At 41.6% G+C, this 15648-nt stretch carries 14 protein-coding genes; 11 read left to right on the forward strand and 3 right to left on the reverse strand.

What is annotated here, in order from left to right; translation table 11 throughout:
• Nucleotides 1-140 precede the first annotated feature (140 nt).
• From purE to EL144_RS07895, 7 genes are all read left to right on the forward strand, one after another.
• Nucleotides 141-638: a 5-(carboxyamino)imidazole ribonucleotide mutase gene (purE, locus tag EL144_RS07865; RefSeq protein WP_005703165.1), complete on the forward strand. Its 498-nt coding sequence runs from the start codon at nucleotides 141-143 to the stop codon at nucleotides 636-638.
• A 137-nt stretch (nucleotides 639-775) separates the two neighbouring features.
• The gene (gene purK, locus EL144_RS07870) at nucleotides 776-1864 is read left to right on the forward strand and encodes a 5-(carboxyamino)imidazole ribonucleotide synthase (RefSeq protein WP_005703167.1); all 1089 of its coding nucleotides are present in this window, start codon (nucleotides 776-778) and stop codon (nucleotides 1862-1864) included.
• Nucleotides 1865-1956: 92 nt separating this feature from the next.
• Entirely contained in the window at nucleotides 1957-3147 is a 1191-nt protein-coding gene (locus tag EL144_RS07875) for an amino acid aminotransferase (protein WP_005703168.1), read from the forward strand.
• 229 nt (nucleotides 3148-3376) lie between these two features.
• Entirely contained in the window at nucleotides 3377-4363 is a 987-nt protein-coding gene (locus tag EL144_RS07880) for a FecCD family ABC transporter permease (RefSeq protein WP_005703169.1), read from the forward strand.
• A 9-nt stretch (nucleotides 4364-4372) separates the two neighbouring features.
• The gene (locus tag EL144_RS07885; RefSeq protein WP_005703170.1) at nucleotides 4373-5161 is read left to right on the forward strand and encodes an ABC transporter ATP-binding protein; all 789 of its coding nucleotides are present in this window, start codon (nucleotides 4373-4375) and stop codon (nucleotides 5159-5161) included.
• Between the two features lie 111 nt (nucleotides 5162-5272).
• Nucleotides 5273-6289: an ABC transporter substrate-binding protein gene (locus EL144_RS07890; RefSeq protein ID WP_032994887.1), complete on the forward strand. Its 1017-nt coding sequence runs from the start codon at nucleotides 5273-5275 to the stop codon at nucleotides 6287-6289.
• 88 nt (nucleotides 6290-6377) lie between these two features.
• Complete coding sequence (locus EL144_RS07895; protein WP_005703172.1) at nucleotides 6378-6587, forward strand: TOBE domain-containing protein; 210 nt, start codon at nucleotides 6378-6380, stop codon at nucleotides 6585-6587.
• Between the two features lie 105 nt (nucleotides 6588-6692).
• On the opposite strand, the gene EL144_RS07900 is transcribed toward EL144_RS07895, so the two are convergent.
• Nucleotides 6693-7250 carry a TetR/AcrR family transcriptional regulator gene (locus EL144_RS07900; RefSeq protein WP_005703173.1) on the reverse strand — a complete coding sequence of 186 codons (558 nt, stop codon included), beginning with the start codon at nucleotides 7248-7250 and terminating at the stop codon, nucleotides 6693-6695.
• Between the two features lie 147 nt (nucleotides 7251-7397).
• Here EL144_RS07900 and EL144_RS07905 point away from each other — a divergent pair, with 147 nt between their 5' ends.
• Genes EL144_RS07905 through EL144_RS07920 form a run of 4 tightly spaced genes read left to right on the forward strand, consistent with a single transcriptional unit; the run spans nucleotide 7398 to nucleotide 13680 of the window.
• Complete coding sequence (locus EL144_RS07905; protein ID WP_065336494.1) at nucleotides 7398-8378, forward strand: HlyD family secretion protein; 981 nt, start codon at nucleotides 7398-7400, stop codon at nucleotides 8376-8378.
• Between the two features lies 1 nt (nucleotide 8379).
• A complete protein-coding gene (rbbA, locus tag EL144_RS07910; RefSeq protein WP_005703177.1) occupies nucleotides 8380-11124 on the forward strand; it encodes a ribosome-associated ATPase/putative transporter RbbA in 2745 nt (914 codons plus the stop codon).
• A 1-nt stretch (nucleotide 11125) separates the two neighbouring features.
• Nucleotides 11126-12253, forward strand: a complete 1128-nt coding sequence (locus tag EL144_RS07915; RefSeq protein WP_032994827.1) for an ABC transporter permease — start codon at nucleotides 11126-11128, stop codon at nucleotides 12251-12253.
• A 14-nt stretch (nucleotides 12254-12267) separates the two neighbouring features.
• Entirely contained in the window at nucleotides 12268-13680 is a 1413-nt protein-coding gene (locus EL144_RS07920) for an efflux transporter outer membrane subunit (RefSeq protein WP_032994829.1), read from the forward strand.
• A gap of 64 nt (nucleotides 13681-13744) precedes the next feature.
• Here the strand turns inward: EL144_RS07920 and ompA are convergent, their stop codons facing one another.
• Together ompA and EL144_RS07930 are read right to left on the reverse strand one after the other, a co-directional pair.
• Nucleotides 13745-14836 carry a porin OmpA gene (gene ompA / locus EL144_RS07925; protein WP_005703180.1) on the reverse strand — a complete coding sequence of 364 codons (1092 nt, stop codon included), beginning with the start codon at nucleotides 14834-14836 and terminating at the stop codon, nucleotides 13745-13747.
• A gap of 326 nt (nucleotides 14837-15162) precedes the next feature.
• Nucleotides 15163-15579 carry a DoxX family protein gene (locus EL144_RS07930; RefSeq protein ID WP_005700491.1) on the reverse strand — a complete coding sequence of 139 codons (417 nt, stop codon included), beginning with the start codon at nucleotides 15577-15579 and terminating at the stop codon, nucleotides 15163-15165.
• Nucleotides 15580-15648: the final 69 nt, after the last annotated feature.

Consider the following 15648-nt stretch of genomic DNA (forward strand, 5'->3'; position numbering starts at 1 on the left):
TCTAAGGGCTAAAAATTGCCGTTAAGGATATGATTTTCTGCCCTAAGTTGCAAATAGATTTTCTTCTGCAAAATTATCGCAAACGATTGCGCATTATGCTATTCTAGCGCCAGTTTTTCTATCTAAATAATGAGGAAATCATGCCTTCAACTTCTCCCAAAATCGCTATTGTCATGGGGTCTAAAAGTGACTGGGCAACTATGCAGGAAGCCACGCAAATCCTAGATCAATTACATGTTTCTTACCATGTTGAAATCGTTTCTGCCCACCGTACGCCGGATAAACTCTTCCAATTTGCCGAAACTGCTCAACAACAAGGTTATCAAGTGATTATTGCCGGTGCAGGCGGTGCAGCTCATTTACCCGGGATGATTGCGTCCAAAACCATCGTACCCGTGCTTGGCGTACCGGTGAAAAGCTCAATTTTAAGTGGTGTCGATAGCCTCTATTCTATCGTGCAAATGCCCAAAGGGATTCCTGTCGGCACCTTAGCCATCGGGCCTGCCGGTGCAGCAAACGCGGGCTTATTAGCTGCACAAATTTTGGCGATGAATAATGCAGAATTAGCACAACGCTTGCATCAGTTCAGACAGACACAAACACAAAGCGTATTGGACAATCCTGATCCTCGAATTTAAAAACAGCTAAACTTTCCACCGCACTTTAAACAACAGATATAAAAAGTGCGGTCATTTTTTCCCGTGTTTTTTAATGAATCACTGAAGGTAGCGCAAGCGTGAACGTTTGTGCATCTATAAAAATCAATGAGAATACTATGCAAAAATCCGCCCTCTACCCGACTATTTACGTCCTTGGCAACGGACAGCTCGGCAGAATGTTACGCTATGCCGGTGCGCCTTTAGATATTCAGGTTCAACCGTTGCCTTTCGATGCACCGGTATTTGAATTGTCACCCAATGACATTATTACTGCTGAAATTGAACGTTGGGAACAAACCCCACTTACCACGCTTCTTGGCAATCACGCCAACTTTGTTAATCAAAAAGTGTTTGCACAATTAGCCGATCGCTTAAGCCAAAAATCCTTGTTAGATAAATTACACCTTCCGACTTCGCCTTGGTGTCTGCTAAAAGAACCATCACAATGGGCAGAGGTATTTCAGCATATTGGTGAGAAAGTTGTTGTTAAACGTCGCATGGGCGGTTATGACGGCCGTGGACAATGGATTGCCACAAATGAAAGCAAAGACCAAATTACCAACGAGTTATTTGGGGAAACCATTGCGGAAAAATTCATTCCGTTTGATTACGAAGTCTCTTTAGTTGGCGCCCGTTTCTGTAATGGTGACACCCGTTTTTATCCGGTTACCCACAATTTACAGCAAAATGGTATTTTACGTTACAGTGTCATGGACGTCACTTTTCCACAACAAGCCGCACAGCAACAACTGGCAGAAATGATGTTAGGTAAAATCATGAATGAACTGAATTATGTGGGCGTGATGGCGATGGAATGTTTTGTGGTTGGCGATCAGCTTTTAATTAATGAGCTTGCGCCACGCGTACATAATAGTGGCCACTGGACGCAACTTGGCTGCGCTGTGAGTCAATTTGAATTGCATTTGCGTGCATTGTTGGATTTACCGACGCCGCAATTAAAGGTCTCTGCGCCAAGCGTGATGCTGAATTTGATCGGCACCGCGCATAACCCACAATGGCTAAATACGCCTTTTGCGCAATTGCACTGGTATGGCAAAGAAGTTCGACCGGGGCGCAAAGTGGGACATATTAACCTTTCGCATCCGGATAAACAGGTGATTATCGCTCAATTAGACAAATTGGCAGCGGAGTTGCCGGAAGATTATCAATCCGGTTTGCAATGGGCAAAAAATAAATTGCGCTAAATGGTGGACGACAGCTTGTCAAACGTCCATCATGGCAGTATAAATAAACAGATTTTTACACAACATCACAACAACATCATGAGGATTATTCTATGTTTGAAAATATTGTCGCCGCACCGGCCGACCCGATTTTAGGTTTAGGGGAAGCTTTTAAATCCGAAACCCGTAGTAACAAGATTAATTTAGGCATCGGCGTATATAAAGACGCCAAAGGCAATACCCCGATTGTTAAAGCGGTAAAAGAAGCGGAAAGACGCCTATTAGAACAAGAAAATACCAAAAATTACTTGCCGATTGACGGCGTTGTCGATTTCAACGCACGCACCAAAGAATTATTGTTCGGCGCCAATTCTGACATTGTGAAAAACAATCGTGCAAGAACCGTACAAAGTTTGGGGGGAACCGGTGCGCTCCGCATTGCCGCAGAGTTCGTTAAACGCCAAACTAACAGCCAAAATGTGTGGATCAGCACGCCAACCTGGCCAAACCACAATGCAATTTTCAAAGCGGTAGGCATCAACATCCGCGAATACCGTTACTACGATGCCGAACGCAAAGCCTTAGACTGGGACAACCTCATTGCAGATTTAAGCCAAGCCGGTGAAGGCGATGTGGTTTTACTTCACGGTTGCTGCCACAACCCGACCGGTATCGACCCGACACCTGAGCAATGGGACAAACTGGCTGAAATGTCTGCACAGAAAGGCTGGTTGCCATTATTCGACTTCGCTTACCAAGGCTTTGCCCACGGTTTAGAAGAAGATGCTTACGGTTTACGCGCCTTTGCCAAAAACCATAAAGAACTTTTAGTGGCAAGTTCCTTCTCTAAAAACTTCGGTTTATACAACGAACGCGTTGGTGCATTCACGGTGGTGGCAGAAAATTCCGATATTGCCGCGACTGCATTAACCCAAGTGAAAGTCATTATTCGTACCCTCTACTCTAACCCGTCTTCTCACGGCGCAAGTACAGTGGCATTGGTATTGAATGACGCGAAATTACGTCAAGAATGGGAAAATGAGTTAGCCGAAATGCGCGACCGCATCAAAAAAATGCGTCACCGTTTTGTCGAGTTGCTTAAAGAATACGGCGCACAACAAGATTTTGGCTTTATCATTAACCAAAACGGCATGTTCTCTTTTAGCGGTTTAACTGCAGAACAAGTGGATCGCTTGAAAGAAGAATTTGCGATTTATGCGGTACGCTCAGGCCGTATCAATGTTGCCGGCATCACTGAAGACAACATTCGTTATCTCTGCGAAAGCATTGTTAAAGTGTTGTAATTTTTGACCGCACTTAAAAAGAAAACGGCATCGAAATAGATGCCGTTTTTGTTTTCTAAAAAACAATGTTAAAACTGACCGCACTTTTTATCTATTAAAAACAAAAGTGCGGTCAGTTTTCCAAGCATTTTTGACTTCCCTACTTATTTTCGCTATATAAAATAAATCACAAAGATGTATGTAGTTTCATATATAATGATGCATATTCAAAACTAACCGCACTTTCCCAATGAATAAAAAAACACTGATTTTTATCTTACTTATTTTATTGCTTTTCTGGCTTGCTTTGTTTTCTTTGTCTTGGGGGCGCTTTGCCATTCCTGTTGAAAATGTGATTCAAACGTTACTAGGCAATAATAGCAATGATGTGCAAAACAACATCATTTTCAACCTCCGATTACCGCGCATTCTTGCTGCTATTTTAGTGGGCTCTGCGCTTGCGGTGGCGGGCGCAACTTTTCAAGGAATTTTCCGTAATCCGTTGGTGTCACCAGATTTACTGGGGGTTTCCGGCGGTGCTTGTGTTGGTGCGGCTGTTGCCATTTTATTAGGTTTGGGATTACTTGCTATTCAAGGTTTGGCATTTACAGGTGGATTGATTGCGGTGCTAATGACCATGAGTTTGCCTAAATTAGTACGCCGTGATTCTACGATTGTTCTTGTGTTGTCGGGCATTATCATTGCTGGGTTTATGATGGCTTGCCTTGGCTTAATTAAATATCTTGCCGACCCGGAAACCCAACTTGCCGATATCGTGTATTGGCAAATGGGGAGCTTGACGAAAGTGGATTATAAAAACCTGAGCCTGCTTTCACCGATGATTTTGCTGACTACCGGCGCGTTATTAATGATGCGCTGGCGCATTAACGTGTTGTCATTAGGTGATAGGGAGGCGAAATTGATCGGTGCTAACATTCGTTTGGAACGCAACGTTATGGTGGTGTTTGCCACCTTGCTTACCGCCTCTGCGGTCTGTTTAAGTGGTACGATTGGTTGGATTGGTCTCATTATTCCGCATTTGGCGCGTATGTTTATTGGCGACAATAACCTTCGCACCCTACCGCTTTCCGCGCTGATCGGCGCCATTTTCTTATTGGTTATCGACACCTTGGCCCGCAACTTATATACCCAAGAAATTCCGCTTGGCATTCTCACAGGCTTTATCGGCGCGCCGTTCTTTGCTTGGGTATTAGTAAAACAAAAAGTCGCGGAATAAGGAGCCGATATGTTAAAAATCAACCAACTTTATTTTCAACATCAACGTCATATTCCACTTTTGAACGGTATTGATTTAACCCTCCAAAAAGGCGAATTGATGACTATTCTTGGTGCCAACGGACGCGGAAAATCAACGTTACTGAACTGCATTGCGGGGTTGCTTACACCACAACGGGGCGAAATTTATTTAAATAATGCGGAAATCAAAACGCTTTCCGGTAAGCAAATCGCCCGCCAAGTAGCTTATGTATCGCAACATTCACCGCAAACTTATCAATACAAGGTGTTGGATTATGTGGTATTGGGGCGTGCCGCGCATCTAGGCTTATTCGGCAAACCGAGCGAAGAAGATTATCACTTGGCAGAACAAGCGTTAGCGCAACTGGGTATTAGTCATTTTGCCGACAAAATTTATATGCAAATGAGCGGCGGCGAAAAGCAATTAGTGAATTTAGCCAAAATTCTAGTGCAACAGCCACAACTGATTTTGTTTGATGAGCCGACGTCTGCCCTGGATTACGGCAATGTATTTAAAACCTTGAGCCTGATTAAGAATTTATCCCATCAGCAATTTTCCATCATTATGACCACTCATAATCCCGATCACCCGGTGCTTTTGCATGATGTGATCCCGAACAGCAAAGTGGCCATTTTGAATACCCAAGGAAAATTGCACTGTGGTTTAACCCAAGACATTCTCACGGAAGATAATCTGCGAGAACTTTATCAAACGGATTTGCGTTTAATTGAGGTACCTGAATTAGGGCGCAAAATCTGTGCCATTACGCATATTTAAGAGGACGTGCTTATGCCCCTGAAAAAAACATCTCTAAAATTATTCACAAGTTTGCATGCAAACTTGTTCACCCTTATCGGCGCCGTTGGCAAAGCCAATGTTCAAAAAACAGTGTTTTTTGTAACCGCACTTTTTGCCGCTACCCTGTTGGCATTTTCTGCACAGGCAAAAATCGCCACCGACGTGGACGGCAACCAAGTGAACATTCCCGATCGCGTGGAACGCGTCGCCGATCTTTGGCACGCCAATAACCAAATCGTGTTGTTATTAGGTGGGGCCGACAAATTAGTTGCAACGACCACCGCTATTGCGGCGAATCCTTGGTTCGCTGAAGTGTATCCAAACATTAAAAACGTTCCGGTGCTAACTAACGGCGAAACTATTCAAGTGGAAGAATTGTTATCGCAAAAGCCGGATGCCATGTTGTTGTCTAAAAAATCCATGTTAAATGAAGTGAACCAAGCCGGCTTAAAAGGCGTACGTGTGAGCTTTCAAGATTTCGACGGGTTAAAGAAAACCGTGCGTATAACTGCCGAGGTTTTAGGAGACAAAGCACCAGCAGTGGCAGAAGGCTACATCAAAGAATTAGAAGACAACATTCAATTCGTCGAATCACGTATTAAGGACGTGAAGGAAAAACAACGTCCGACCGTCTTGCACATCACTAACGGCTCTGATTTACTTAAGATTGACGGCGGCAAGTCTATGATTGGTGAATGGATTCGTTTAGCAGGCGGAAAAAGCGTGTTACCGGACGAAGCCAATATGGTCACCGTCACGATGGAATCCATTGTGCAAGCCAATCCTGATGTGATTATCATCGGCAGCAGCGGCAATAAATCCCAAGTTGCCATTGAGAAAATCAAAGCGGATCCGAGTTGGCAATCCATAAGTGCGGTCAAAAATAATCGCATTTATGCCAACCCGACCGGTACTTTCCCATGGGATCGTTACAGCGCAGAAGAAGCGTTACAAATTTTGTGGGCGGCACAATTATTCCACCCGGAACGCTTTGCCGATGTGGATATGATAACCAAAACACAGGATTTCTACCGAAAATATTACAACTATAATTTGAGCAAAGAAAATGCCCAACAAATATTAAAAGGACTTCCACCACTTAAGTAGTATTGTTTTTTTTTTAAATATTTCATATACAATGCAGGCTCTTTTCAATCCGCCTACATATTGTAGGCATTCTCATAAGGAAATGTGTATGAAAATCAGCGCAAGAAATCAATTAAAAGGCAAAGTTGTTTCAATCGAAACCGGTTCTGTGAACGCTATCGTTCATTTAGATATCGGTGGTGGTAATGTTATTTCTTCTACCATCTCAATTGAAGCTGTTAAAGAATTAGGCTTAGTTGTAGGTAAAGAAGCTTATGCAATTATCAAAGCAACTTCCGTTATGGTTGGCGTAGAATAATTTATCGCTTATTTATTTAAATAACGAAACAACCGTACTTAAAAAGTGCGGTTGTTTTTTTATATATTTTCTTCCATAAAAGTGCGGTCTTTTTTCTCAACGTTTTTACGCCGTCCTAATAACAAACTGGTCAAACACCACGTTCACGTTGTGTATTAATGCATCTCCCTGTGGCATTTCGCCTTTTTCAATAATGTATCTCATCATGCCTAGTGTAATGGTTGCGAACAGGTGACCTTGGAAATCTAAATCCTCTTCAGCGGGCACATTTTCTATTTTCAAATGTTCAATATATTTTTCTTTCACTATTTTATGAATGTCATTATATAAATGAATTTTGGGTGTTTCGATTTGGCCGATGAGGTAAATCAGTTGATGGTACTGCTCAAAAATCGGTCGATTGCTATCGATAAATTCTTTGGTCGGTATAGAAAAACGTTGTTTTAATCGCTCTTTCACTAAGGCCATAAGTTCTTCTACCAAGACTTTCGCCACTTCATTTTTGTTGGAAAAATGCTTATAAAAAGTAGAACGATTAATCTGTGCTCTATCCAAAATATCCTGCACTGTCATGGCGTGAAAGCCTTTTTCTGCCAATAACGCTAAAAATGCAGTGCGAATTAAATTGTTGGTTTTAATAACTCTCACATCTTGATTATTCATAAAATGCCTTCCTAATTATAAGAAATAAGCTATAAATTACTGCTTTTTAGCCACTTAAGCAACAAATTGTTGCTTTTTGGTGGTTGAGCGCTTTTTGTTCGTTCACTATAATCAAAACATAAGCCTATAAATAAAAAGGATATGGATATGAAAATAAAATATGTCATTTTAGGTTTAGTCGTTATTGGCGCCGTAAGTTTTGCGGTTTGGAAAAATCAGCAATTACAAGCCGAGGAATTGGTCGGAATTGCTGCAGTTAACGGACGTTTGGAGTTAAAACGATTAGATGTCGCTACCCTTTATCCGGGACGAGTAGAAGAAATCTTAGTGCAAGAAGGTGATGAGGTAAAAATCAATCAACCGCTCGCACGTCTTTCTTCTACTATCTCGCAAACACAGGTTTCCGGCGCATTGGCGCAAAAAAAACGCGCAGAAGAAACGGTGTCGCGTGCCTTAGCAGAAATAGATGCCCGTCAACAACAAGCCAAAGTCGCCAAATTAGAATTGGATAATGCCTTCAAATTACGTCGTGATAATCTCATTTCAAGTACTGAATTAGAACGTCGTCAATCCGCGTACAACGCCTCTCTTGCCGCTGTAAATACCACTCAAGCCGCCAAAGCCGAAGCAGAAGCTGCTGTGGCACAAGCGAAGGCACAGTTAGAAAAAGCCCAATCGCAATATGAAGATATGATCATTAAGGCACCGAAAGACGGTCGGCTTGAATATCAAATTGCCGAAGTAGGTAATGTGTTGGGAGCCGGCGGTAAAGTAGTCAGTGTGCTTGACCCGACAGATACCTATATCAATGTGTTTCTTACCGCTCAGCAAATGAATCAGATTAAATTAGGTGATGATGCACGTATTGTCATTGACGGTATAAATGCTGTATTTCCCGCCAAAATTACCTTTGTTGCTAATAATGCGCAATTCACGCCTAAATCCGTAGAAACTACAGAAGAACGTGCCAAATTGATGTTTAAAGTGAAATTACAAATTCCTGTGGATATTGCCTTGAAATATAAAGGCCTATTAAAAGGTGGTATGACAGCAATAGGCTATGTTAAATATGATCCGCAGGCACAATGGGTGGAACAGTTGGATGTAAAACTACCACAGGGTGAATAGCATGAACGCTTCTCCTTTTGCTGTATCAGTTGAGCATCTGTCACATTCATACGGAAAAACCACCGCACTTTCGGATGTCAGCCTTCAAATTCCCCGCGGGGCAACCGTCGGCTTAATCGGCCCGGACGGTGTGGGGAAATCTACACTACTGTCCTTAGTTGCCGGTGTAAAAATCATTCAAACAGGCTCTGTGAAAGTATTTAACTTAAACGTCGCCGAGAAAAAGGCCCGTGACACTCTTTCCCACAAAATTGCGTTTATGCCGCAAGGGTTGGGAAAAAACCTCTATCTCACCCTGTCCATTTATGAAAACATCGATTTTCACGCGCGCTTGTTCGGCTTAAACAAACTGCAACGTCATGAGCGTATTCAGCGCTTACTTAACGCCACAGGGCTTTCACCATTTGCCAATCGCGCTGCCGGTAAACTATCGGGCGGCATGAAACAAAAACTGAGTCTGTGTTGTGCTTTGGTACATAGCCCCGATTTGTTAATTTTGGATGAACCAACCACCGGCGTGGATCCCCTTTCTCGTCGTCAATTTTGGCAATTGGTGGACGATTTACGCCAAGAAGAAGACGGCATGACTGTCATTGTGTCAACAGCATATATCGACGAAGCAGAACGTTTTGAACATATTTTGGCCATGGATGACGGCAAACTTATCGCCAATGCGCCGACCAAACAACTTATTGCGGAAACCCAAAGTCATAATTTGGAGGAAAGCTATATCAAACTGCTTCCACCGGAAAAACGTAGTGGGTTAAATGGGTTTCATATTCCGCCCTTTAAACCTGAACCCAATCAACCAGCAGTAATTACAGCAAACGGACTTACCAAAAAATTTGGTGATTTTATCTCCGTCGATAACGTCAGTTTTACTATCCCGAAAGGCGAAATTTTCGGTTTCTTAGGATCTAATGGTTGCGGAAAATCGACTACCATGAAAATGCTCACCGGCTTGCTGGAGCCTACAGAAGGCACGGCGACATTGCTCGGTCAGCCGATTGATGCAAGTAACATTGATACCCGAAAACGAGTGGGCTATATGTCACAAGCATTTTCTCTTTATGAAGAGCTTACCGTTTCACAAAATCTCATGCTGCACGCCAAGCTATATCAAATTCCGCGATCTCAATGGCAACAATATGTGCAAGCCGTTATACAGCAATTCGACTTGGTTCATCTTGCCGATGAATATCCTTCTGCCCTCGCCCTTGGCATTCGTCAACGTTTACAACTTGCCGCCGCCTGTTTGCATAAACCGGAAGTGTTGATACTGGACGAACCAACTTCGGGTGTTGATCCTGCTGCGCGGGATATGTTTTGGACATACCTAATTAAACTTTCCCGTGAAGACAAAATTACCATTTTTGTGACAACCCATTTTATGAATGAAGCGGCACGTTGTGATCGTATTTCCTTTATGCACCGTGGACGCGTATTGGCCGTAGATACACCGGAAGCATTACGCTTGCAGAAAAATGCACCGACATTAGAGGAAGCCTTCATTCGTTATTTAGAAGAACAAGCGGATGATATTACTGCACCACCATCAGGGAAGACAGAAAAAAGTGCGGTCGGTTTTACAGATGTTTCTAAGGCATCAGCGAAAGCAGGATTACTCGCTTGGTGGTCGTTGGTGTGGACATTTGCGGTGCGAGAGGGTAAGGAACTTTTGCGTGATAGAATCCGTTTATTTTTCGCATTGCTCGGCCCAGTCATTATGCTTTTTACCATGGCATCAAGTATTTCCTTTGACGTGCACCCGTCCAATTTCACTGTGCTAGATTATGACAACAGTTCGGAAAGTCGCCGTTTTACGGAATATTTTACCGGTTCCGGTTATTTTGTACGTAAACCCGATATTCATTCAGAACAAGAAATCAATGCAGTTTTACAAGCGGCTAAAGTCAAATTGGTGATTGAAATTCCACCGGATTTTGGCAAAAAAGTATTACGCCAACAAACGCCGGAAGTCGGTTTTTTCATTGATGGCGCATTTCCTTCTACTGCAGAAAATCTGCGAGGTTCAGTGGTTGGTGTGCTTACACAATATGTTCAAGAAAGCTTGAAACAGCAAGGCATTACTTTACCAAACTCAACGTTATTAACTCCTCGTTTTGTGTATAACCAAGATTTCAAAAGTATTTTTGCCATGACTCCGGGCATTATTATGCTTGCCATGATGTTAATTCCGTCCATGATGACGGCACTAGGTGTGGTGAGGGAAAAAGAAATCGGTTCTATTATGAATTTATATGGTTGCCCTGCTGACACCCTGCAATTTTTGCTCGGTAAGCAACTGCCCTATATTGTACTGGCATTTATCAGTTATCTAATTATGATATGGATTTCAGTGGTGGTGTTTGGTGTTCCGGTCAAAGGCTCCATGTGGGCGATGACCTTGGGAGCTATTTTTATCATCACAGCTTCCACAGCATTTGGTTTGTTGGTATCCAGCTTTGTGAAATCACAAATCGCAGCGATTTTTGCTACGGCAATCGTCGTAATAATCCCTACCTTAAACTTTTCCGGCATGATCTATCCGACCTCAACTCTGCCCTCTCATATTTATGTGATTGCACAATTATTTCCCGGCTATTGGTTCCTCATTATCTGTTTAGGCGGCTTTACCAAAGGCTTAGGATTCACGGATTTTCTCAGTAGCTATGGTGCATTGTTGACAATTTATGCTGTGTATTTCTGTGGCGCGGTGGCATTGCTGAAAAAACAGGAGAAATAATATGTTCAGATGGATAAAAAATGTGATTTATTTATCGGGCAAAGAGTTGCGTAGCTTATTCTCCGATCCTGTGTTGGTCGTGTTAATCATTTATATGTTTACTATTGCGATTTACACTGTCGCTAATTCCATTACATTAGAAGTAAAAAATGCCTCTGCAGCTATCGTCGATAATGATCATTCCACACTGTCTTATCGATTGCAACAAAGCCTCATTGCGCCGAATTTTCGTAAAGTACATACGATTAACGCTAATCAGGCGGATCGCTTAATGGATACGGGCGAATATACGTTCATTCTAGATATTCCGCCCAATTACGAACGAGATGTTTTGGCAGGGAATAATCCGTCAATTCAATTATTATCCGATGCCACGGCAATGACCCAAGCGGCCATTGGTGCTTATTATATTTCACAAATTTTTCGCGGTGAAATGAACGACTTTCTGCACATGAGTGACAATAACGACATTCTTATTAAGCCTACTATTAATGTACTTTATAATCCCAATTTTTCGAGTAGTTGGTTTATGGGCGGCATGAATATTGTCGGTTATTTGAACTTGCTGACTGTGTTACTGGTTGGCGCGGCGGTGATTCGTGAACGGGAACGCGGCACATTGGAACATATTTTAGTGATGCCCGTGCGATCTAGCGAAATTGCCATCGCCAAAATTCTGGCAAATGAATTGGTATTACTGACTGTGGTGGCATTTTCACTCTATTTTGTGGTACATAAAATTATCGGTACTCCACTGTCTCAAAAGGCATTTTCTTTGTATTTATTGGGGGCTGCCGTATTTATTTTTGCCATCGCTTCACTTGGCATTATGTTGGCAATTTTTGCGCCAACTATGCCGCAATTCGGTTTATTGGTTCTGCCCGTTTATATCGTGATGTACATGCTTTCCGGTACCATGTCACCAGTAGATAATATGCCGGAGATCGTACAAAAAATTACTCAGCTTTCACCCACTACTATTTTCGGGGCTTACGCACAAGATGTGTTATTTCGTGGTGTCAGCATCGACTTGGTGTGGGATAAATTAGTCAAAATTGCAGCATTAGGTGCATTATTTTTAGGTGTGGCATTAGCACAGTTCAAATCCATGTTGTCACGCCAAGGTTAAAGAAGGAAAAGCTTATGAAAGATATTACTCCGAAGCTTACTCTGATAGCGATGTTTATTGCATTAACAGGTTGTACGACAAACGTTGATTTATCGTCAAAGGTAGAGGTTCCCGTCCAATTTGAACAAACTCAAAATGCAGCAACCTCCAAAAATACCATGGAAATTTCCCGTTGGTGGCAAAATTGGCATGATCCACAACTGACTCAACTCATCGAACAGGGATTAAAAAATAACCTTGATATTGAAATCGCGAAAGCCCGTTTATTAGAAGCTCAAGCAATGGGTCAATATACGCAAGCCGATCTCGGCCCGAAAGTAGGAGCGCAAGGAACAGCGGGTCTCATGCACACTCATGTGGAAAATCCCCTAACTCACCGTTCTTATGATCGGGAAGGTAATATCCAATTAGCAGGAATATCTGCAAGTTGGGAATTGGATTTTTTCGGTAAAAAACGTAGCGACCGTGATGCTGCGCAAGCTGCAGCACTGGGTGTTCAACAGCAGGTTTATGCCACCCAAATGTTGGTTACCGGACAAATTGCCGAAAGCTACGCTAATATTGCCGCACTTCGTCAGCAAAAAGATTTATTAAAACAACAGGAAAAACACTTACTTCAGTTAAAACGTTATGTCCAAGGGCGTTTTGGTGCCGGACAAGTTAATTCTAATAATGTGCTGCAAATAGAAAGTCAAATTAGTGCAGTACAAGCGCAGTTGGCGACATTCGATGCACAAATCTCCGGAAATGAACGAGCTATTGCTGTGCTAATCGGTAAACCACCGCAAGGCTTCCATATCACTAAAAGTGCGGTCGATTTTCTCGGTGTTTTACCGTCAGCTCCACAGGGTGTGTTACCCGGTGATATATTAGAACGTCGCCCTGATTTACGTGCTTATAAAGCACAAGTGCAAGCCCATGCTGCCAAACTAGCCTCAGCTAAGGCCGATCTTTATCCACACTTTGATATTCAATTTTTAGGTCAAATGGGGCGCATTGATATCAATACGGATATTCCCGATTTAAAGAGTTGGGCGAATTTATTGAATGTAAATATTAACATTCCGATTTTTACTAACGGACGTATTCAAGCCAATATTGATGCCGCTGATGTCCGCTTAAAAGCAGCACTTTTGCAATATGATAAAACCTTATTGCAAGCTCTTGCTGATGTGGATAACAGTTATCAGGCACAAGCTGCATTGAATCGTCAAACTCACCTACTACAAACCGCTTATCATCAAGTACAAAAACAAGCAGGTAATGCAGAGAAATTATTTCAATATGGTGAAAAAACCTTAGATAATGCCTTAACTGCTCGATTAACTGCATTGGATTATCAAAATCGGTTGGTGCAAAGCCGTTTAGCGGGAGCAAAAAATTTAATCAATCTATATAAAGCATTAGGCGGTGGTTGGCAGGAGTAGTATTTAAGAAATAAAAAAGACCTAAATAAATTTAGGTCTTTTTTGTTACTAATCAGACAAAAAATTATTGATTGCCATTTACTGCAATTTCTACACGACGGTCATCGGCTAAGCAAGCAATAAGGGCTTTACGACCTTTAACTGCATCACATTGATTGCCGGTAACCGGATTTGCTTTACCATAACCTGTAGCAGAAATTGTGTCTTGTGCAACACCTTTAGATACAAGGTAGTTAGCTACGGTTTCAGCACGTTTTTGAGATAATTTTTGATTGTAAGCGTCAGAACCGATGCGGTCTGTGTAACCGGATACGGCCACATTAGGCTTGTTTACTTTTGCGATTTCACTGTAAATACCATCTAAGGTCGCTTGTGCATTTGGTCTTAAATTTGCTTTATTGAATGCAAATGTTACATCAGATTTTAGTGTAAACACTTTTGTTGCTACTTCAGGTGCAACAACAGGCGCCGCCCCTTGCCCGAAACGGTAAGATAAACCTAAACTTACAGAGCCAATGTCTGGAGAATAACGTACATCAGATTCGTTATAGTTATTTGGGCCATAATATGCATTTGATCTCTTTCTTTCTGCTTTACCAAAATTACCTACACGAGCCACCCATTGATATTCAAGGCGTAATGCTAATTCAGGCAAAATAGCATATTCAAGACCTCCGGCAAATACTGGAGAAACTTTTAAATCATGAAACTTATATGTTTTGCTTTCGGTGGTATCTTTATAGTCAACACGAATTAAAGCAGCCCCAGCGCGCGCATAAAGATCTAAATTATCTAATGCCGGATAACTTGCTTTAAGAGATAAACTAGAACCGTGAGCTGTAATTCTTTTTTCACCGCCGGCAAATTCTTTTACTTTTCCGCGACCAAAAAATTCATAACCTGCTTCAACGGCAAAATTATCGGTAATTTGATAACCACCAAAAACACCATACGCCTCCGAGTTAATTTTGGCTTTACCAATTACAGCGCCATCGCTTTCATCTCTATATTGATATTGATTCAAACCGTGACGAACGGAAGCCCAACCTGCTTTTGCGCCGGCATAAAAAGTATTTGCTTGCGGTGCGGCTTGCGCCACAGTAGCCACAGCAACAACTAAACCGGCAACAGCTAATGCGATCGTAGTTTTTTTCATCTTAAATAATCCTCTCATTATTTAGTCGTTTTTATATTTTAATAATCATGTCAGCTATTAACGAATAATGAACACAACATCCTCAGTGTTTAATAGCATATTTACTTGACTTATTTTTATTTAGCGATAAGCACATTTGTCCTTAAATGATAACTTAACGCATGGAAATTATCCTACTAAAAATATAAAAGATCAAACTTATAATTCATTTTTGTTTCTTTTACATAAGAAAAGTCCTATCCTCTAAAAATCTTAAAGGAAGTTATTTATTTTATTAAAATAATGAGACCATACTTTGATTCATAAAATTAAAGCATGGTTATTTTTTAATCTGCTTTTAAAGCATATTTTCCAGAGCCTAATAACATCACGACAACAAAACCAAAGAAAAACGTTGCAATACTTTCTACAGACCAAGCACCAACATTAGTTAAACTAAAAAAATCATTAGAATGCATTAAAATCATGATTACCACTGCACCACTTGCGGCAAAAAAAGCTGCCAAACGGGTAAAAATACCTAAAATCATCAAAATTGGGGCGACTACTTCTGCAATATAAGCTAAATAAGCAAATGATGCAGATAAGCCGAATTCAACAAATTTACTACCGACAAAATCAACTCCAGTTTGCATTTTATGTAAGCCATGTAATAAAAACAAAACGGCAAACCCTACTCGCAGGATAAATTTTGCAAGCTCCGGCATATCTACGACTTGATTGAATTTTATTAAAATTGTCATAACACTCTCCTCAATAAACACAAAAAAATCTAGTCTATGCTAACAAACCATGTCATTAACATCAATCTT

It is taken from the genome of Aggregatibacter aphrophilus ATCC 33389, assembly GCF_900636915.1.
Lineage (GTDB): Bacteria > Pseudomonadota > Gammaproteobacteria > Enterobacterales > Pasteurellaceae > Aggregatibacter > Aggregatibacter aphrophilus.

Coding starts and splice junctions, on each gene's coding strand:
- purE (WP_005703165.1), top strand. CDS start 141: ATGCCTTCAACTTCTCCCAAAATCGCTATTGTCATGGGGTCTAAAAGT.
- purK (WP_005703167.1), top strand. CDS start 776: ATGCAAAAATCCGCCCTCTACCCGACTATTTACGTCCTTGGCAACGGA.
- EL144_RS07875 (WP_005703168.1), top strand. CDS start 1,957: ATGTTTGAAAATATTGTCGCCGCACCGGCCGACCCGATTTTAGGTTTA.
- EL144_RS07880 (WP_005703169.1), top strand. CDS start 3,377: ATGAATAAAAAAACACTGATTTTTATCTTACTTATTTTATTGCTTTTC.
- EL144_RS07885 (WP_005703170.1), top strand. CDS start 4,373: ATGTTAAAAATCAACCAACTTTATTTTCAACATCAACGTCATATTCCA.
- EL144_RS07895 (WP_005703172.1), top strand. CDS start 6,378: ATGAAAATCAGCGCAAGAAATCAATTAAAAGGCAAAGTTGTTTCAATC.
- EL144_RS07900 (WP_005703173.1), bottom strand. CDS start 7,250: ATGAATAATCAAGATGTGAGAGTTATTAAAACCAACAATTTAATTCGC.
- EL144_RS07905 (WP_065336494.1), top strand. CDS start 7,398: ATGAAAATAAAATATGTCATTTTAGGTTTAGTCGTTATTGGCGCCGTA.
- rbbA (WP_005703177.1), top strand. CDS start 8,380: ATGAACGCTTCTCCTTTTGCTGTATCAGTTGAGCATCTGTCACATTCA.
- EL144_RS07915 (WP_032994827.1), top strand. CDS start 11,126: ATGTTCAGATGGATAAAAAATGTGATTTATTTATCGGGCAAAGAGTTG.
- EL144_RS07920 (WP_032994829.1), top strand. CDS start 12,268: ATGAAAGATATTACTCCGAAGCTTACTCTGATAGCGATGTTTATTGCA.
- ompA (WP_005703180.1), bottom strand. CDS start 14,836: ATGAAAAAAACTACGATCGCATTAGCTGTTGCCGGTTTAGTTGTTGCT.
- EL144_RS07930 (WP_005700491.1), bottom strand. CDS start 15,579: ATGACAATTTTAATAAAATTCAATCAAGTCGTAGATATGCCGGAGCTT.